Source organism: Streptomyces sp. NPDC039424, from assembly GCF_055639495.1.
The window spans coordinates 64,207-82,354 of the sequence record NZ_JBVKAI010000028.1 but is presented as its reverse complement, the minus strand read 5'-3'; the positions used below and the strand labels follow the sequence as shown (position 1 = coordinate 82,354).

Here is an 18,148-nt window from a genome sequence, read left to right as displayed (position 1 = left end):
TTCCCGGTGTACTTCGCGACGCGGGTGTCAGTGGGCTCGCGGAGGGTCGACGAACGTCACCAGACGGCTCGGTTCGGTGCCGTCCGCGGTGGTCCGGGCAGCGGAATGGCCGGCGGGGCGCAGGGTGACGTTCTCCGGGTAGAGCCGGCCGAGCAGGGCCAGTACGACGAGGTCGTCCTGGCCGGTGGCGTCCAGGGTGACGTCGCCTGCTTCCGTCCACACCAGTCCCGGTGCGCGCAGTGCGGACCACGCGGCTGCGGTGCGGGGCGCGGCAACGGAGTGTTCGTCGCCTGCGGTGGGGTCCGGTCGGTGGGCGTAGCGGTGACCGCGCAGGGCCTGGCCGAGGTCGACGCGGGCGGTGGTGCCGTCGTGGGTGATCTCGATGCCGGCGGAGCGGGTACCGTCGGCGACCGGCGCGGTGACGGTACGGGCGGAGAGCGGGCCGGATGTCGTGGTGGCGGGCGGCAGGTCTTCGACGAGGGTGCGGGGTGCGGCGTAGTAGTCATGCACCTCGGCGACATACGTGATGGTTTCGTGGGCGGCCGGGTTGGGGCGCCAGGTCAGCAGGTGCCGGGGTGCGGTCAGGGGCGGCTGGTCGAGGACGGCGGGCAGGGCGGTGCCGCCGCCCGCCTCGAACCCGTAGCCGGCCGGACCGGAGGTGCCGGTGACGACGTTGCGGGCGAAGGCCACGATGCTGGTGTGCCGGATCTGGCGGACCAGGAGTTCGGTGAGGAACGCGTCGCGGGCCGGTTCGATGTGCCGCAGTCCGGTCGGGGTGATCAGGAGCGGGACGTCTTGCCAGTTGGTGAAGGGCAGCAGGGCGTCGCGCAGCAGGACGATCTGGTGGAGCCACTCGTTGTAGAGCTGCATCGTGACCGGTCCACCGCGACGGCCGCGGAGCAGATCGGCTGCGGGAGGGGTGAGCAGGTGGCCGTAGCAGTGGCTGCGGACGACCAGCGGGCCGGCGGGCAGCGGTACCGGATCGGTGAGCAGCCTCTCCAGTGCCTCGGTGAACCACGAGGCGAGCTCCTGGCCGATCGTCTCGGCCTGCGCGCCCAGTTCGCGCGCTGCCGAGGCGCTGTCCGGGCCGATGGCCAGCGGGAGGGAGGTCTCCCGGGTGTCGAGAGCGAGTGTCGCGCGAATCTGGTCCTCCAGCATCTCGCCGGCGGCGCTGGTGAGGGCGTTGTCATCGATGATGCCCTGCAGCAGCGGCTCGGTGGCGGTGAAGAAATCACGGGCGGTCAGGGTGGCGCCGGCCGCGGGGAAGGTGTTCCAGCGGCTGCCGCCGAGAGCGGGCGTACTCGGGGTGGGTGCGGGGGGCATGGGTCCTCCGAAGTCTTCGATGAAGCAGGGGCAGGGCGGGTTGTCGTCGAATCCCAGGCCTGCGCGGGATCCGACGGCATTTCTGGATCGCCTGATACAGATTTCAGGCATGAAAAAGTCAGTCGCGGGCGGCCAGTGCGGTCAGTCGAGGGCGGTCAGCGCGACTTCCACGAGGGGTTCGAGGGTGCGGACGTCCGGCGTGATCTTCGAGGAGACCAGCAGTCCGTTGAGAAAGGTGACGAGGAAAGCGGCGAGGGTGTGCGGGTCGTGCCGCGTCGCGATCTCGCCCCGCTCCGCCGCGACCCGCAGCACCTCGGCGAGCGCGTCCCGGCTGGCGTCCTGCATGTCCCGCACGGTGCGCCGGGTCGCCGCATCCTCCGGCAGGCGCTCGCAGGCGGCGTTGACTACCAGGCAGCCCCGGCCGTCGTCTTCCACGGCGATCCGGACCCGCTCGACCAGCATCGCACCGATCGCCGACCGGGCGTCCGTCCCCTCCTCCAGGCTGCGCAGGGCGGCCGCCGCGAGGGTGGTGCGGTAGTGCTCCAGCGCCGCCCGGTACAGGCCCTCCTTGTCGCCGAACGCGGCATACAAGGACCCTTGCCCGATCCCCAGGTGCCGAGTCAGATCGCGCACCGAGGTGGCCTCATAGCCGCGCGTCCAGAACAGCTCCATCGCGCGGCTCACCGCCGCCTCGGTGTCGAACTCCCGGGTCCTTGCCATGACCTCACCGTAACCTATCTGGATCGTGCGCTCAAGAAAGGGGATTGCGCCCTGACCGCGCGCAGAGCCCCAGGCCGGCCTTACGGCTACTCGTCGTCGTCGGCGTCGGCGGCGTTCTCGGCGGTGTCGGGGGCGCGCAGCGGGCGCCGGTCATGCCCGGGGCCGCCGGCTTTGATGTTGAACAGGTAGTGGCCCAGGAACTGGTCGTGCCGCAGCTCTGCGACACCAGCAGCGCGACCAGGGAGAAGAGCAGGCCCTCCATACGGGTGGGCCGCTCGGAGGCATGGCCGAAGGCGTCAAGGAACCCGGTCCAGGAGCGGACTTGGAACAGCAGGTCCGGCAGGTCGATCCTGGAGGTGGCATCACCTCTGTGGTGGTCTTCAGCCGGCTCAGCGACTCCGGTTCGCCCACCGCGCCGAGCTTGTCCACCGACAGCTTGGCGCGTGCGCCGCCCTCGGGAACGACGATCTCCACCTTCGCGGCGTCGCCGGCCTCGGCGAGCCGGTCCGCCGTCTGCCGTCTGCCGCCAGGGCGCGTCCACCCTGCGGGTGAGCTGGGCCAAGCGCTCGTCAGCGTCCTCGGGCAGGCTCGGGCCCGCGAGCACGTGCCCGCCCATCGCCTCCCACCGGTTCGGCGGGGAGGCGAACACGTCCCGCCGGTTCAGCGTGCGGTGCGGCTCCTCCAGCACCAGCACGCACACCACGTACGCGTCGCGGTCGACCGCAGGGCTTCCGCTCGGGCGGTCACTCCTCGAAGCGCCGCTTGCGCGCGTGAGTTCGCGCCTTCATTCGGTTGCCGCAGGCTGCCATGGAACACCACCGGGCAGTCCCGGGTCGGCTGTGATCGATGAGGAACAGATTGCACTCCTCATTCGCGCAGGCCCGCAGCCGTTGCGGCAGTTCCGTGGTGACGCGCGACCACGCGAGTACGACGCGGACCGCAAGCTCCTCATCTGGCGCTGCCTCCAGTTGCCAGGACACGCCTGCGGGCGAGACGGCAGGGCGAAGTCGTGCCCGGTCGAGCGCGGAGGCAAGGCTGCTGACATCCGAGGAGGCCCCCCGAATCAGCAGGTGCAGCGTGTCACGTACATGACGCAGGCGGTCACACTCCTCCCTCGTGCCACGCCCTCCGAGCGCTCGTACCCAGTCCGCCGCCCCCTGTGCACTCAGGGCGTCCGTGGGGCGTCCGTCCATCACCGGGGCGCTGTTGAGCACGGTGAGCAGCAGTTCCTCGTCCTCGGCCACGGCTAACTCTCCTTGACACGCCATACGGCTAGGTGCACCATCACCATAACCTAACCGGTTAAATTGATTTAAGGGGTTACTGTGGTTGCTGTTCATCACCGGACCGTGGACGTCGACGGCATGACCGTCTTCTACCGGGAGGCGGGCCCGTCGGACGCCCCCGTCCTGCTGTTGCTGCACGGCTATCCGACGAGCTCCCACATGTTCCGGCGCCTGATCCCGGCGCTGGCCGGTCCTTACCGGGTGATCGCGCCCGACCACATCGGCTTCGGCCGCTCGTCAGCGCCCAGCGTCACGGACTTCACCTACACCTTCGACGCTCTCGCCGAGGTGACTCGTGGCTTCCTGGCGGCCCTTGGCGTGCACCGCTACGCGATCTACGTACAGGACTACGGCGCGCCCATCGGCTGGCGACTCGCGCTGGCGTCCCCAGAAGCGGTCCTCGCCGTCGTCTCGCAGAACGGCAACGCCTATGAGGAAGGGTTCGTGCCGGACTTCTGGGAACCCATCTGGGCCTACGGGGCGCAACGCACCCCGGAGAACGAAGCACGGCTGCGGCCCGCTCTGGGCCGGGAAGCCGTCGAGTGGCAGTACACCCACGGTGTCCCCGACCCCACCCTGATCGATCCCGACGCCTGGGAGCACGACCTGGCGCTTCTTGCCCGCCCCGGCGTCGATCGCGCCCAACTCGCCTTGTTCGGCGACTACTCCAGTAACCGAGCCCTGTACCCGGCGGTGCACGAGTGGCTGCGCTCGAGCCGTGTCCCCGTCCTGGCGATCTGGGGCCGCAACGACGAGATCTTCGCGCCGGCCGGTGCGGAGGCGTTCCAGCGCGACGTCCCGGACGCGGAGATCGTCCTGCTCGATGGCGGTCACTTCCTCCTGGAGAGCCACCTCGACGCGGTCGTCGCCGCCATCATGCAATTCCGCCCGCGCGTACTCGGCGCGCCAGTCAGCAGCTGACAGAATGCCAGGCTCCGAAGCCGTTCGATCGACCCCGCCGGATCAGGGAGCGGCGTCGGTGAGCTCCTGGAGCCGGCCGAAGTCGACGTCCACGTGCGGGTCGTACGCCTCGGGCTGGATTCCGAGCTCGTGGGTGGAGTACTCGCTGAAGGGGCGGATGTGCTCGGTCAGGTACGGCGAGATGTGGGCCAGTCCTCGAGGTCGATGACATGGCCCTCCTCCCGGAGCTGGCGCACGATCTCGGCGATGTCCAGCGCGTTGTGGAAGATCACTGCTTCTCCGAACCAGCGATAGCCCGGTGATCGGGCGGGAAGATCGTGATTCTCTAGGCTCGGCCCCAGCGCCAGGAACTACTGTCGCGAGCATGGTCGAACACGATGCCCTCACTGCCACCCGAGAGGCCTACGACGCTGTTGCCCCCACCTATGCGCAGTTGTTCCGCGACTCGCTGCGTGACAGTCCCTTCGACCGTGCGATCTTGGGCGCCTTCGCCGAGGTCGTAAGTGCGAGTGGGGACGGTCAGGTCGCGGACCTGGGGTGTGGTCCTGGCCATATCACCGCTTATCTGCATGAGTTGGGGCTGGCGGCGTTTGGTGTTGATGCCTCTCCTGCGATGATCAAGTTGGCTCGACAGGCCTATCCGGGCCTGCGGTTCGACGTGGGCTCGATGGCCGCGTTGAACATCGCTGACGGCGTGCTGGGCGGCGTACTTTCCCGTTGGTCCATCATCCACACGCCGCCGCGGGAACTCCCCGCCATCCTGGCGGAGTTCCATCGTGTGCTGGCACCTGGCGGCCACCTTCTGGTCGGCTTTTCGGCAAGCGACGATCCGTCACACCCGACGCAGGTCTTCGATCACACCGTCGCGCCGGCCTATCGGTGGTCGCCTGATCACCTCGCCGCGATGCTGCGCAGGTCCGGGTTGTCCGAGGTGGCCCGGATGGTTCGCGAGCCTCAGCCCACCGACCGACGGCAGTTCCAGGAGATTCACCTGCTCGTCCGCAAAGCCCAGGCAGGGGCTGCCTGACCCAACAGAAGACCGCATACAACCTGCCGGACGGGGAGCCGTCAGGCTCCAGGCATCGACGAGCCGGTCACGTTGGGCGAGGTCAGGCCAAAGCATCGGGCATCCGCCCAGGACAGATGTCGGGCGATCACCGGTGCCCACCTCGTGCCCTTGGTCCGGGCCGGAGCCCCGGTTCGAGAACGGCCACCTGGTCGAACGCACCGAGTCGACCGCCGCGTGACCTGGCTCGGAAGTTGCCGCCCCTCTCCGCAGCCGAACACAACGTCAAAAGGGGGTGGCTTCGTTGCGCACCAGCGAGGCAGGATCGGCCCTGTGATGCGCCATGCCCACGAGGATCCCGAACTGCTGGCCCTGGTTCGCCGCTATGTCATACCCGAGCGGCGTTACCTGAAGCTCGGCGGCAGCTTGCTGCGCATGCGGGGTCCTGAGCACGACCGATTCGTGGGAAATCTCAGCGAGGACGCGGGAGTCATCACCACGAATGAGATCACCATCCTCCTTGAGGGCGGGTGGCGGGAGCGGAGGACTGCGGCGTGGCTCGTGGCTATCTCCCGCCGGACCGAGTTCCGTGAGCGCCTCGGAGAGCTGCTGCTGGCCAGCGAGGCCTGCTGTGCTGGGCTGGCCTATTGTGTGGCCCTGGCCAGTTTTGGAACGCAGCGCGACTCAGAACTGCTGGTCGCCTACCTGGATCGCTACCTTCGCCGTCCGGACCTCGCATACGACCAGACCGTGGCCATGGGCGCTCTCCTGTTCGTCGACCTGAATCGCAAAGGGGACCAAGCTGCCCGTTTCCTGGGCCCGGGTGGCCTGTGGCAACAGTGGCTCCAGGACGCATCCCACATGCAGGACACCACGGACCCCGCCACATACCTGAGCCTCATTCGCCGGCTTTGCGCCTACGTCGACGAGTGCGCTGAAGCGAGATGACGGCAACACTCTGTCCGCAGGGCACGGTGTGTCTGTGACTGCTGCATTTCTGGCCGTGAGACGTAGATCAGACCTCTTGGCGGTCGTTGCGAGGGCTCGCGATGTAGCCGGTCCAGTTGCGCTTGACGAAGTTCGTCCAGTCCGTCGCGTTGTCGACGCTGGTCCCGGTGAGGGCGGCGAGGATTGAGGCAGGAACGTCAGCCGCCAGCGCAAGGCGGGCAGTGTTGCGGCCGGCAAGGCCACCCAGGCCAAGGCGCCTGAGCTTCAGGTAGTTGTATTGCGGCTGGATCGGGCGGGCCAAGCGTCGACCTGACCGGTCAGGCGCGGGACTGGCGGGAGAACTCACACCACTGGTTGTCGTCGGGGTCGCCGAGTGCCATGCGGAGGGCGATCGAGTCCCCCCTGCGGACGTAGTCCAGGTCGTAGAACTCCTCTCCGATCTTCAGGTCGAAAGTCTGCGGGGTAACCCCCTTGCCCCCTGCGTAGAGGTACCAGGTCCCGTGGCCGGCCGCCAGGCGCTTCACAGCTCCGGAGACCAGCGCGTAGTCCACTGGGAAGTCCCGGACGGTAAAGGTGCGGTCCGGTTCGACCGTGAGCGTCGATCCGCAGTCGCTTGTCCAGTGACCCAAGACGTCCGCCGCCGCTATATGCGGCAGCGCCTTCGGGTCACCACCGCAGGCGCCGGCCAGCAGGGCGACTGCCGCGGCACACAGGACGCTCGCCGTTCGACCTCTCACCACATCCCAATTCCCGTACTGAACCTGGCTGCCCAGGGCACGACCACTCCTCTTGAAGGTGATCAGGTCGACCACCGCACCCTACCCGGGGCGCTCATCCGCCACCGATGCCGAGGATCGATGTTCCTACCGCAACGCCTGCTCCCACCACGTCCGCGGACGATCCTCCGCACGAGCCCCCGTGACCTACAGCCTCTCCACCGCCCAGATCGCCGCACGCTTCTGCCCTACGTGGAAGATGTTCTACGACCGCAAGAGAAGCGAGGACAAGAGCCACAAGCAAGCGATTCTCGCCCTCGCTCGCCGTCGACTCGACGTCCTATGGGCACTTGTTGGCCGCTTTGGTGCTCAGCCCGTCGATCGCGTAGCCGGATCGCCATCCCGACCGCGGCGTCCCGGGCATCCCGCAGCTCATCACTGCGCGCCCCACAGGGTGTAGCCCTTAAGGCTTCGGAGTTTCTGGTAGGGGCCGGGGGACCGGGGAATCTCATAACGCCAGTCTCCGCTGGATCCGCCATGCCACTGCACGGCGGCGGCGCTGGCCTGGATAAGGGTGCCTCCGGACTGCCGGTAGGCCAGCGAGATGACGGCCCGCTGATCGGAGTAGCTGTCGAAGCGGAACCCGGCCAGCTGCAGCATTTCTCCGGACGCGGGCGAGGGGGGCCCGCCTACCTCTGCTTCGCGCCTGGTTCGCGCACGGACGTAGCCGTCGCGGCCCTCGCCGTAGGTTTGCTCTTGGACCACGGCTTTCCATCGCGTCGACAGCGGGAAGCGGACACCGATCTGGCAGGCGGCGAGAAGTGCACCAGCAGAGTTGTGCGCGTAGCAGCGCGCGATGTCCCCGGTAGTCCTCTTCGGGCCCAGGGTGGGAGAGGCGGGTACGGCGACACCGTGGAACATCTGCCAGGAGACCCCCTCCGGCGGAGTGGTCAGGCCGGCCTTTTGGTCGGAGGCGCGTGTTGTCGGGCAACCCCCTTCGTTTCCGGTGGAGGCTGCGCGGGCCGTGGCAGACGCCGTCGGCTTGCCTGTTGCGGCTGGTGAGGACTGGCAGCCGGTGACCGCCGCCGCGGCGAGCATGGCCAGCACCGGCCACGCCATGATGGGGATGAGGTGTCGTGAGAGGGGCACGGTCGTTGTGTCTCCGGTATTCAGGGCTGATGTCATCAGGGGCACGGGGTTCAGCCGCCGTCGATGATGCCGTATTTACCGTGAATCTGACCCGGATGGCGGTCATGAGCAGGCCCGCACGGGCGGGCAGAGCACCTGCGATCACGGCAGCTCGGTGCTGATGGTTCGCGCGCTACCGTCCCAGGCGCCGGGCCGATGACGGACTGGGTGCCTGAATGTCCGGATCATGCCGAATTCTTGGAGGGCAACTGGACCGAATCCCCAGGTGAACCACCAGTGCCGGTGCAGCTGTGGGACGAGGGGATAGCCGAGGGCTGAGCCCCTATCCCACGCGGCCGAGCTGGCGGCGCAGGCCCTCGCGGCCGGCGCCCCGGGGCGCCGGCCCAGACGGTCCGCTACACCGAGGACATGCTGAGGCTGCCTGAGCACCGCGCGCCGGTCAGTGGTGGGGTGAGCGCATCACCTGCTGGTTCTGGTCCGTGCGGTTGTGCGGGTCCGGCCAATGACCGAGAACCCATACTGCGACCACGGCGGCCGCTGCGACGACCAGGACGATCACTATGATCATCGACTACACGCGTCCCTTTCCTTCAACAGGGCGTGGTGGGTGGGTGCGAAGGACGGCAGCGCACCGCCGAGTGGCAGACTTCGGGCGCCGCCCCCGCCGCCCCCGCCGCCCTCGCCGCCCTCGCCGCCCTCGCCGCCCTCGCCGCCCTCGCCGCCCTCGCCGCCCTCGCCGCCCCCGCCGTACCGCCGTCAGCTGCCGGTTCGCTTCGGCTTGGGCGTGGCCAGTGCCCGGAATGCCTCCCACTGCACGGGGGGCCGTGAAAGGCCGCGCCGTTGCAAATAGCGTGCGGTGGCCCGGTTCGTCCGGCGCAGCACCCGCAGCGCGTCGCTCGGGCGTCCGGAGCCCATCGGCTCCACCACCGTGCCGGGCACCAGCAGCCAGCCGTCACCGTCTTGTCGTAGCTCTCCGCGGACGAGCGTGTTCCGCAGGTGGTTGAGCCGTTCGTCGTGCCGGTGCACCAGCAGGGCGGCGGGGCCGGCCGTCACGACGCAGCCGGAGGGCACCGTCACCACGAATCCCGCGTCCGTCGCCACCGGCCTGGTCCGGGCCAGTACAGGTGCTCCCGTCGAGTCGCGCGCCGCCAGCACCGCGCTCGGATAGGGGGCGAGTTGCTTGGCCCCGAGCAGCAAGGGGGCGGGTTTCTCCCCGGTGGCGGGCTGCGACGGGGGCAGGGACGCCAGGGGAGGGCGTACGACGACCTGTTCCGGAGTGACGGTGATGAGCAGGCGGAGGTAGTACCACTCCATCAGCCGTCTCACGCCGGGGGCGAGGTACGACCGGCTGTGCGGCTGCCGCTCGAACAGCATCTGCCAGTAGTCCTCGGCGCCTTCGGGGCCGGTCATGATGTCGTCCGGGCATGTGGCCCGGCCACCGACGAAGATCTGGGGGGCGTCGTCGAGGCCGCTGCCGGTGGGATCGGAGTAGAGCAGGGCCACGCGCCCGTCCCGGCGCACGTTCAGGGCTTTCTGCGCGAACGCCAGTGACGTGGTCAGCAGCAGCGTCCCGTCGGTCTGACGCCGGATCGCGGCGGGCCAGACCACCGGTGCGCCGTCCTGGCCGAGCGTTGCGAACTCGCAGGTTCGGTAGGCATCCAGCACGTCGAGAGGAGCAGCGTCGAGTACGGTCACCGGCCCGCCTCCTCGTGCAGTTCGCCGCGCAGGGCACGGCACGACGCGGCGTACTGGCGTCGGCCGACGGCCTTCCACAGCAGGCGGCCGATGAAGGGGGCCCTGCCTAGGAAGTAGGCGCGTTCCTGTGGTGTTGCGTCCTCGAGAATCGCGCCGAGGGCCAGCAACACCTTGTTCTTGGGCAGCCCTTCCAGCCCGCGTTGGCCGACCAGGTCCCACTCGGCGACGGTCAGATGCTCGGCGACCAGGGGCAGCACCAGCCGCTCCTCGTCGTCGAGGTGTTCGAGCAGCACCGTGTGGTGCTCGGTCAGCGCCAGGGCCAGTTCCTCCCGGGCGATGTGGTTCGCCTCCCGCAGCCAAGCGGGCAGCCATTCGGCTACGACCGTGAGGCTTCGGTCGATGCGCTGGTGCTGCTCCTCCATCCGGTCGACCAGCCCGCCGTCCGCGCCCCGGGCGTGGAGCAGCGGCCAGACCAACTCGTCCTCGAGGGAGTGGTGATGGTGCAGCCCCATCACGTAGTCGTCCAGGTGGGCCGCGATCTGTGCCGCCCGTGTGGTGTCGCCGTCCGGCACGGCCCGTACCAGACGGGGTGCCAGCGCCGACTCGCGTCGGAAGACCCGATGGACGACCACCATCTCGTGCGTGTAGGGCCGTTGGGTGGTGGGGGAGGGGAAAGTACTGCGGGACACGCCTGGTTGCTCCAACAATGAGGTACCGGTGAGAAGTGCCCACCGTTGCGCAGCCCTCTTGGCGCCCGCTTGGCACCGCACTTGGGACGCCTTGACCAGCGCGTTTAGTGTCCGTTGACGGTCTGCAACCGCCCCTCGGGTAGATTCGCGCAGCGTGCTGCGTATTCGAGTCCTGGGTTCACTGGGCGCCGAGGTCGGGGGCAGGCCGGTCGAACTGGGAGCTCCGCGGCAGCGGGCCGTTCTCGCGCTGCTGGTCGCGGCCCGCCAGGAGGTGGTGCCCGTCGACCGCTTGGCCGACGCGCTGTGGCGCGGTGTGCCCCCGGCCAAGGCCACTGTGTCCCTGCACGCTTATGTGTCGAATCTGCGCCGCCTGCTGGAGCCGGAACGGCTCCCGCGCACCCCCGCGACCGTCCTGGTCACCTCCCCGCCGGGCTATGCCCTGCGGCTGCCTCCCGAGGCGGTGGACGCCTGGCGGTTCGAGGCCCAGGTGTCCCGGGCCCGCAGCGCTCCGCCCGACAGTGCGCGGGAGCTGCTGGCGGAAGCGCTCGGATGGTGGCAGGGCCCGGCCTTCCTGGAGCACTGGGACGAGTCGTGGGCCGCGTCCGAGGTGGCCCGGCTGACCGAACTGTGCGCACAGGCCCGCGAACTGGCCGCCGCGACCGACCTGCGCACCGGGCACGCGGGCGAGGCGGTGCTGGCGGCCGAAGTCCTGGTGCGGCAGAGCCCGTTGCGTGAGGAGGGCTGGCGGCTGCTCGCTCTGGCCCAGTGGGCCTGTGGCCGCCAGGCCGATGCCCTGTCCACTCTGCGCCGCGCCACCGTGGTGCTGCGGGAGGAACTCGGGTGCGATCCCGGACCGGCTCTGACCGAGTTGGAACACGCCGTCCTGGCCCAGCAGTTGGACGTGCTGCACGCGGCCGTACCGCAGACGGCGCTCACGACCGCCGTGCCGGGAACCGCTCCCGTCGATGAGCCCGACGACGAGGGCTGCCTCTTCGTCGGCAGGGAGACCGAAGTGAGCGCCGTGGAGGCCGCCGCACGAGCGGCCCGGCGCGCGGGTGGGGTGGTCCTGGTCACCGGCGAGCCCGGAGTGGGCAAGTCCGCACTGCTCGAGCGGCTCGTGGGGCAGCTGGAGGCGGCAGGGTGGACGGTGATGATCGGGCGCTGCCCCGAGTACGAGGGTGCGCCACCCGCGTGGGCCTGGGTGGGGGCGCTCGGCGCTCTCGCCCGTTACGCGCCACCGGCGCATCCCGAGGAGCTTGCCGGCTTGCTGCACGAGTCGGAGGCCGTGGCCGCCATGACGCGCGACGAGGCCGCCGCGGGGCGCTTCCGTATGCACCGTGCCTTCGCCGCCTGGCTGCGGACCGTGGCCGCACAACAACCGCTCGCCATCCTCCTGGAAGACCTGCACCGGGCCGACAGCGAGACTCTGGCCCTCCTCGAGGCGGCCGCGCAGATCACCGGTGTTCCTCTCCTCATCATCGCCAGTTACCGTCCGGCCGAGGTGGGGGTGAACCTGGGTAAGACCCTCGCCCACCTCGCACCCGGCGCCCCGCGACGTATTGCGCTCAGCGGCCTCTCGCCCCAGGACGTCGCGACCGTGGTCGCCGCCGTCTGCGGCGAAACCGTTGACGAGACCACGGTGACGGCGCTCGCCGAACGCACCGGCGGCAACCCCTTCTACGTCCTCGAGAGCGCACGCCTGCTGGTCAGCGAGGGCGCTCTGGTGGCCGTGTCGGAAGTTCCCCAAGGCGTACGGGACGTGCTGCGCAGGCGTCTGGCCCTGCTGCCGGCCGAGGCCCGCTCAGCCGTGCGGCTGGCGGCCGTCGCGGGACTGGAGGCCGAAGTCGCCCTCCTGGTCGACGCGGCAGACGCCGACGAGGACACGGTGCTGGAAGGACTCGACGCCGCGGTGGCCGCGGATCTGCTGACCGAACCCGCTCTGGGACGAGTCCGCTTCGTGCACGCGCTGGTCCGCGACACCGTCTACACCGACCTGTCCGGCGTGCGGCGGGCCCGTCTGCACGACCGCATCGCGCAAGGACTGCGGCACCACCGCCCGCACGATCTCGCGGCCCTCGCGTTCCATTTCGCCCGCTCGGGCAGAACCGCCAACGCGCCCCTGGCCATCGACTATGCACTGCGGGCGGCCGAGCTCGCCGAGAGGCGGTACGCCCACGACATGTCCGTCGAGCTGATCGAGCAGGCCCTCGAGGCGCACTCGGCAGCCGCGGCCGACCACGACGCCGACCCGCAGGAAACGGTGGCCCTCCTGGTGCGGCTGCTGGGGGCACAGGTGCGGGCCGGATCGACGGACGCTGCCCGGCACACCCGGCAGCGGGCGGTCGACCTCGCGATGCGGGCCGGCCGGGACGACCTGGTCGCCGCGGTCTACGGCGCCTGGACCGAGCCCTCACCCTGGCGCAGCCGACTGGAGGGTTTCTTCGACCGCACCGCCCTTGCCCGCCTGAAACGGCTCGCTCACGACCACACCCTCGACGACGCGACACGCGCCCGGGTCCTCCAGGTCCTCGTCGACGCCGTGGCCGCCGAGGAGGCGCCGCGGGCCCTGGAAGCGGCGCACGCACAACTGGCGCTGGCCCGAGCCGACGGCGAACCGCGCCTGCTGGCATCGGCGTTGATGACGTCCGCCAAGCTGCTGCCCCACGAGGCACAGGGCGCCGTCCGCACGCCGCTCGTCGCGGAACTGCGGAAGCTGGCGCAAGCGCACGACCTCCCGGCCTACCGCTGGGTGTGCGAGCACCTCGACGGCATGACCGCCGCGACCCGCAACGATCCCGACGGGCTGCGCCGGCACAACGCCCACGCCCTGGAACTGGCACGCCGCTACCGCATGGTGTGGGCGCAGGGCATCGCCGCCGCGACCTCCGCCATGCTGGCCACCGTCGCCGGACGCTTCGACGAGGCAGAGGCCCGCTACGCCGCGGCCGACGGCCTGTTCCAACGCGTCGGGGCGCACCACGCCACGGGCCCGCGCACGCTGGGCGTGATCACCATCCGTCTCGCCCAAGAGCGGGCGGCCGACCTCGAACCGGTCGCCCGCGACCTGTACGCGGCGATCGGCACCCCCGTCGCGGTGCTCCACGCCCTGGTCCTGGCCCGCCTGGGGCGGCTGGAGGAAGCGACAGCGGTGCCCCTCGCCCCGCGACCGGTGACGGACCACCTTTACGGCGTGGAACTCGACTTCCGCTGCGAACTCGCCGTCCTGCTCGGCGACACGGACACGGCGGCCTCGCTGATCGAGCATCTGCTGCCCATCCGCGACCAGTTCGCAGGCACGGCAGGCGCCGCCTACGCGACCCGCCCCCTCGCCCACTCCCTCGCCGAGCTGTACCGGCTCCTTGGGGAGGATCAGGCTGCGGCCGACAACTACGCGCTGGCCGAACGCGTCGCACTCGCCTGGGACTCGCCGCACCGCGTCGCCGAGGCACGCCGGGCGGCCGCATGCCTGGCCGCTGAACGGGAGCGTCGACGTACCGTGGCGATCTAGACCGCATGGGGTGGCGCCGGCGCCTCCTCGTGCCACCACCGTGGGCGGTGGCAGGGCCGCAATTACGGGAAGGCCGGTGTCGATCTGGACCTGTTCGCCGGGCCGCAGTGCTTTGGTGGGGGTGAAGGCGCGCCCCTCACGACGGGCGGACGGCTGGCGCACACGGCTGCCGAGCGTGGTGACGAGCCGGTACACCCCGAGCCCCCCGGCCGAGCCCCCCGTCACCGCACCGGGCGTCGTCGGCCCCGTACGACGGCAGGAGCCGCTCCCGGGATCTGTGAAACCCATCCCCGAGAAGGGTCGTTTCTGCACGTCAGGAGCCTGTCTTCACTCCCGTGAGTGATCCCCAACCGGAGAGAGTCGCGGTTGAATCACAGATGCCGCGAGCGAAAACCCGTGGCATTGACAGGAAGGGGTAACTCTCCATGACCCTGCCGATTCGACAGCACACTCTCGTTGGGCAGCGCATCCTCGCTCTCTGCGCCGCGCTCGCGACGCTGCTCGGCCTCGCGCTCAGTACTCCCGCCCAGGCGGCGCCCGCCGCCCCCAATGCTCCCTCGGGGCCCGTGGTGATCACCAGCGTGGCCTACACCAACTACCTCATCCCGGACGACGTTGCAGGTGGCAAGAACACGTACCTGCAGGTGTACTACCGGGCCGATCATCCGTTCCCGCGCACCTTCCGGTTCACCCCGACCCGGACAGCGCAGGGCGAGACGGTCTACGAGTGGACGATCACCACCACCGGCAACTGCGCGGAGGTCCGAGGCGACGCCGGCACTTCTGTCTACCTGGCCCCGTGCCAGTCCACAAAGAAGGCTCAGTGGTGGCGGCTGCGGCCCACCGTCGACGGTAACGCCTGGGCCCTGGTGCCCTACCTCAACGAGGACCTCGCCGTCACCGCCACCTACGGCGACGACAACTACGCGCCCCTACGGGAGATGCCCGGCGGACACGCAACTGCATCCCAGCTGTGGTTCCTGACCGGCTGACACATCGGAGCGCTCGTCCGGGGCGGCGCCGATGACCTTGGTGGCCGGAGTGACTGAAGCAACCCGCTTCAAGTCCGACTAGGACAAGGCCGTCGTACGCTCCTCCAGTTGAACTGCCCGTTCACCAGACGACTTGCGCGGTGGCCTGCCCCTTGTTCAGGGAGCACGCACCGAACACGGGTGCACGCCCCGGGCAGCCGCCGCGCATGCGCGACCCCAACCGGCTACACCACTCGGCAGGACGCCCCCCCGGCGGTAATCACGCAGTGGCAGGACGACGCCGGTCGAGCTTCGTATCCTGGCGCACCCGCCCGACGAAGTCCGCCAACTACTACATGCCCCCTCATGAGGCTCGTCGTACCACCTTTAAGCTCGACCGGCCGCAGAACGACAATGGGGAGCGTGATGACTGGTCAGGTCGCCGCTGTAGGCCGTGACGAGGCGTACACGTTCAGCAAGACCAATCGCGATTCCATCATGCTGCTCACAGGGCTCGGAGTGGAAGGAGACGTTCACGCAGGTGAGACGATCCGTCACCAGTTCCGCATGACCTACGAGGCGGACCTGCCCAACCTGCGCCAGGTCCACCTGATGCACGAGGAACTCTTCGACGAGCTCGCCCTCAAAGGCTTCGAGGTCTCTGCGGGGCAGCTCGGCGAGAACATCACCACGCGCAATGTGGATCTGTTGGGCCTGCCCACCGGCGCTCTGCTCCATCTCGGAGAGCAGGCGGTGCTCGAGGTGACGGGACTGGGCAACCCGTGCTCAAAGATCAACGACTTCCGCAAGGGGCTGGCTCCTCAGTGAGGTCTTCACCATGGACTCGGCATCCGGCGAGTTCACATTCAAGTCCGGTGTGATGGCTGTGGTCCGCCGTGGAGGGATCGTCCGCCCCGGTGATTCCATCCAGGTCGAAACCCCGCCCCTGCCGCACCGCTCGCTGGAACGGGTCTAGGCCCTTGTTCCGTGGTCAGCGCCGTGCCCAGATGAGGATGGCGGCGAGGTGGAGTGCGGCCTGGTAGGCGATGGCGAGTCCCCGCCGGAGGCGGTGGCCGACCTGGTCAGACGGCTGGGGGATGACCGCGCGGATCCGCCGGCGGCGCAGGTGGCCGCGGATCGTGCGGGATGAGTAGGCACGGTCGGCCAGGACCATGGTGGGGCGGATTCGGGGCCGGCCGGGGCCGCTTCTCGGCACCCGGATGCGGGCCATGACCGCCTCGAAGGCGGGCGCGTCACCGGCCTGGCCGGCGGTGACGGCCAGAGCCAGGGGCCGGGCATGGCCGTCTGCGCGCGGCGTGCTGGTGAGCCCGGACGACGGTGGAGTCAACCGACACGGTCCAGCCGATGTCGTCGACGGCATCCGCTGCCGCGAGGACGGCAGCGAGGATCTGCTCCCACGTGCCGTCGACGGCCCACCCGATCAGCCGTTGTGAGTGGCAGACCATCTCGGTCGGAGCAAGGAAACCTTCCTCGATGTTCTGGAGCGCCTTTGCGACCTTGATCTATGCGTCGATGCCCATCGCCACGCTGATCGGGGCCAGAGGCGTGTCCGCGCCGGCACGGTTGTTGGGTGTGCTGTTCCGGTGGCGCGCATCGCCCGCGTCACGAAGTGACTGGACGGCTTGCGAGCGGTGATCGTGCGCTGCCCGGCGCTGGTCGAGGATGCCGAGGGCCTCGTTGGCCCGGTCCCTCACCCTCCCCCCCCGTGACAGTCAACTGGCCTACGCGCCCCCACGCCTGCCCTGGCGATGGGGGGTGGACGCAAGGGTTGCATCCTTATCGTTTTTCGATAACATCGCTTCTCGATAACATCGATTAACGATAAGTGAGGTAGCGGCATGTCCGAGGACCGGAAGATGCTCGAACCCATGGCGACGGTCGTGTCCATAGCCCTGCGCGTCCTGCTGGGCCTGATGACGGCGGGGCTCGTCTTCAGGGTCGTCCATGGCGGTTGGGCGGACACCGTCGTCTGCCTCACCGACGACTCGAGCATCAGCGCGCACGACACCGCCAGCGCTCTCTCCCCCGAGAAGGGGGCCCAGGTCAACTGGATCCCCCGCTACTGCGCCGACGCACCCGACGCGCACCTGCGTCTCCTGAACGAACTCGGTGAACTGCCGTCGACGCTGCTGCTGATCAGCAGTCTCTTCCTACTGCACCGACTGCTGAAGGGAGCGGCAGGGGCCGGTGTCTACACGGTACGCACGGCATCCCGGCTTCGTCTGCTCGGCTGGTGGCTGCTCGCCGGGAGTCTGGTCGTCGGGATCGTCGAGGCCAACGCCAGAGCAGCCCTGCTCGCGGAACTGGCCACGACCGCGGACTTCACGGTCGGAGCCTGGCTGAACATGTGGTCAACCCCCTACCTGGCCGTACTGACCGGTCTTGGCCTGTTGACCTTCGCGCGGATCACCCGCGCGGGCACGTCCATGCGCGAGGACCTCGAAGGGGTCGTCTGATGGCCGCCGACGACCACGAGGGCCATGACATCGAGGTGCACCTCGGCAAGCTCCTCAACGAGCGCGGCATGACCCTCACGGAACTCGCCAACCGCGTCGGTGTGACCAACGTCAACCTGTCCGTGCTCAAGAACGGACGCGCCAAGGCGATCCGGTTCACCACCCTCACCCGGATCTGCGAAGTACTGCAGTGCCAGCCGGGAGACCTGCTCAGCTACCGCCCCGGGTCGCCCTCCGGAGACTCTCGGGAGTCCTGATCCCCGTCCTCGACTCGGCACGTTCCACTAGAGGCTCTCGAAGAGGACACCCGCATGTTCGGCGCCTCAGTGTGCGGCGCGTTTCCGGCACGCCCGACAGCGGTGGCGCCGGGCGTAGCCGGGTCCTCCGGCCACCGTTTCAAGCCTTTTTTAACGCAGGCCGGTGGGGAGGCAGCGTCGCCGCCAGGGCCGGGACGACGGCGAGGACCAGCCACGGCACGGCCGGCGGCAGGCCGAGGCCGAGCAGGGAGCCGGTGGCCGAGCTGCCGATGAGGACGATCAGGCCGGAGACGGAGGACAGCGCGCCGGTGTAGAGACCGAGCCGTCCTTCTTCCGCGAGATCGGGCACCCAGGCGCGGGCGGCCGGGGCGATGAGCATCTGGCCGAGGGTGAGCAGGACGACGTACCCCGCGGCGGGCAGCAGAGTCCTGCTGTCCGGCTGTGGCGGCGACTCCGCCGACGATGCCTCCGCCAGGACCGAA

The 18,148-nt window shown here is 69.5% G+C and carries 16 protein-coding genes and 4 pseudogenes; 9 read left to right on the top strand and 11 right to left on the bottom strand.

What is annotated here, in order from left to right:
- Positions 1-27 precede the first annotated feature (27 nt).
- From ACZ7L0_RS40275 to ACZ7L0_RS40265, 3 genes are all read right to left on the bottom strand, one after another.
- On the bottom strand, positions 28-1,323 hold the full coding sequence (locus ACZ7L0_RS40275) for a hypothetical protein (protein WP_471247545.1): 1,296 nt from the start codon (positions 1,321-1,323) through the stop codon (positions 28-30).
- A gap of 141 nt (positions 1,324-1,464) precedes the next feature.
- Positions 1,465-2,043 carry a TetR/AcrR family transcriptional regulator gene (locus ACZ7L0_RS40270; RefSeq protein ID WP_471247544.1) on the bottom strand — a complete coding sequence of 193 codons (579 nt, stop codon included), beginning with the start codon at positions 2,041-2,043 and terminating at the stop codon, positions 1,465-1,467.
- Positions 2,044-2,786: 743 nt separating this feature from the next.
- Complete coding sequence (locus ACZ7L0_RS40265) at positions 2,787-3,287, bottom strand: CGNR zinc finger domain-containing protein (protein ID WP_471247543.1); 501 nt, start codon at positions 3,285-3,287, stop codon at positions 2,787-2,789.
- Positions 3,288-3,368: 81 nt separating this feature from the next.
- Here ACZ7L0_RS40265 and ACZ7L0_RS40260 point away from each other — a divergent pair, with 81 nt between their 5' ends.
- The 3 genes from ACZ7L0_RS40260 to ACZ7L0_RS40250 all read left to right on the top strand — a co-directional run bounded on the left by ACZ7L0_RS40260 (position 3,369) and on the right by ACZ7L0_RS40250 (position 6,204).
- Complete coding sequence (locus tag ACZ7L0_RS40260; RefSeq protein ID WP_471247542.1) at positions 3,369-4,250, top strand: alpha/beta fold hydrolase; 882 nt, start codon at positions 3,369-3,371, stop codon at positions 4,248-4,250.
- Between the two features lie 364 nt (positions 4,251-4,614).
- A complete protein-coding gene (locus ACZ7L0_RS40255; RefSeq protein ID WP_471247541.1) occupies positions 4,615-5,277 on the top strand; it encodes a class I SAM-dependent methyltransferase in 663 nt (220 codons plus the stop codon).
- 315 nt (positions 5,278-5,592) lie between these two features.
- Entirely contained in the window at positions 5,593-6,204 is a 612-nt protein-coding gene (locus ACZ7L0_RS40250) for a DUF6000 family protein (RefSeq protein ID WP_471247558.1), read from the top strand.
- Positions 6,205-6,271: 67 nt separating this feature from the next.
- On the opposite strand, the gene ACZ7L0_RS40245 is transcribed toward ACZ7L0_RS40250, so the two are convergent.
- The gene (locus ACZ7L0_RS40245; protein WP_471247540.1) at positions 6,272-6,505 is read right to left on the bottom strand and encodes a hypothetical protein; all 234 of its coding nucleotides are present in this window, start codon (positions 6,503-6,505) and stop codon (positions 6,272-6,274) included.
- A gap of 16 nt (positions 6,506-6,521) precedes the next feature.
- Entirely contained in the window at positions 6,522-7,016 is a 495-nt protein-coding gene (locus ACZ7L0_RS40240) for a hypothetical protein (protein WP_471247539.1), read from the bottom strand.
- A 160-nt stretch (positions 7,017-7,176) separates the two neighbouring features.
- Between ACZ7L0_RS40240 and ACZ7L0_RS40235 the strand changes: the two are divergent.
- Positions 7,177-7,380 (top strand): annotated as a pseudogene (locus tag ACZ7L0_RS40235) (hypothetical protein); the annotation flags it as partial.
- On the opposite strand, the gene ACZ7L0_RS40230 reads toward ACZ7L0_RS40235, so the two are convergent.
- From ACZ7L0_RS40230 to ACZ7L0_RS40215, 4 genes are all read right to left on the bottom strand, one after another.
- A complete protein-coding gene (locus tag ACZ7L0_RS40230; protein ID WP_471247538.1) occupies positions 7,356-8,105 on the bottom strand; it encodes a DUF8175 domain-containg protein in 750 nt (249 codons plus the stop codon). The pseudogene ACZ7L0_RS40235 and the gene ACZ7L0_RS40230 overlap by 25 nt on opposite strands.
- A gap of 403 nt (positions 8,106-8,508) precedes the next feature.
- Entirely contained in the window at positions 8,509-8,637 is a 129-nt protein-coding gene (locus tag ACZ7L0_RS40225; RefSeq protein WP_471247537.1) for a hypothetical protein, read from the bottom strand.
- A gap of 188 nt (positions 8,638-8,825) precedes the next feature.
- Positions 8,826-9,764 (bottom strand): pyridoxamine 5'-phosphate oxidase family protein, encoded by a 939-nt coding sequence (locus ACZ7L0_RS40220; protein WP_471247536.1) that lies wholly within the window; start codon positions 9,762-9,764, stop codon positions 8,826-8,828.
- Positions 9,761-10,453 carry a hemerythrin domain-containing protein gene (locus ACZ7L0_RS40215; RefSeq protein WP_471247535.1) on the bottom strand — a complete coding sequence of 231 codons (693 nt, stop codon included), beginning with the start codon at positions 10,451-10,453 and terminating at the stop codon, positions 9,761-9,763. Before ACZ7L0_RS40215 ends, ACZ7L0_RS40220 begins: the two co-directional genes overlap by 4 nt.
- 154 nt (positions 10,454-10,607) lie before the next feature.
- Between ACZ7L0_RS40215 and ACZ7L0_RS40210 the strand changes: the two genes are divergently transcribed.
- The 3 genes and pseudogenes from ACZ7L0_RS40210 (at position 10,608) to ACZ7L0_RS40200 (ending at position 15,908) form a co-directional block, all read left to right on the top strand.
- On the top strand, positions 10,608-13,961 hold the full coding sequence (locus tag ACZ7L0_RS40210) for a BTAD domain-containing putative transcriptional regulator (RefSeq protein WP_471247534.1): 3,354 nt from the start codon (positions 10,608-10,610) through the stop codon (positions 13,959-13,961).
- Between the two features lie 425 nt (positions 13,962-14,386).
- Positions 14,387-14,953 (top strand): RICIN domain-containing protein, encoded by a 567-nt coding sequence (locus tag ACZ7L0_RS40205; protein ID WP_471247533.1) that lies wholly within the window; start codon positions 14,387-14,389, stop codon positions 14,951-14,953.
- A 405-nt stretch (positions 14,954-15,358) separates the two neighbouring features.
- Positions 15,359-15,908, top strand: a pseudogene (locus ACZ7L0_RS40200) (MOSC domain-containing protein).
- 15 nt (positions 15,909-15,923) lie between these two features.
- On the opposite strand, the pseudogene ACZ7L0_RS40195 reads toward ACZ7L0_RS40200, so the two are convergent.
- A pseudogene (locus tag ACZ7L0_RS40195) lies at positions 15,924-16,383 on the bottom strand (transposase); the annotation flags it as partial.
- A 408-nt stretch (positions 16,384-16,791) separates the two neighbouring features.
- On the opposite strand from ACZ7L0_RS40195, the gene ACZ7L0_RS40190 reads away from it, so the two are divergent.
- Positions 16,792-17,409, top strand: coding sequence for a hypothetical protein (locus tag ACZ7L0_RS40190; protein WP_471247532.1), 618 nt, complete (start codon positions 16,792-16,794; stop codon positions 17,407-17,409).
- Complete coding sequence (locus ACZ7L0_RS40185; protein WP_471247531.1) at positions 17,409-17,666, top strand: helix-turn-helix domain-containing protein; 258 nt, start codon at positions 17,409-17,411, stop codon at positions 17,664-17,666. Before ACZ7L0_RS40190 ends, ACZ7L0_RS40185 begins: the two co-directional genes overlap by 1 nt.
- Before the next feature lie 139 nt (positions 17,667-17,805).
- Here the strand turns inward: ACZ7L0_RS40185 and ACZ7L0_RS40180 are convergent.
- Positions 17,806-18,090 (bottom strand): annotated as a pseudogene (locus tag ACZ7L0_RS40180) (MFS transporter); the annotation flags it as partial.
- Positions 18,091-18,148 lie beyond the last annotated feature (58 nt).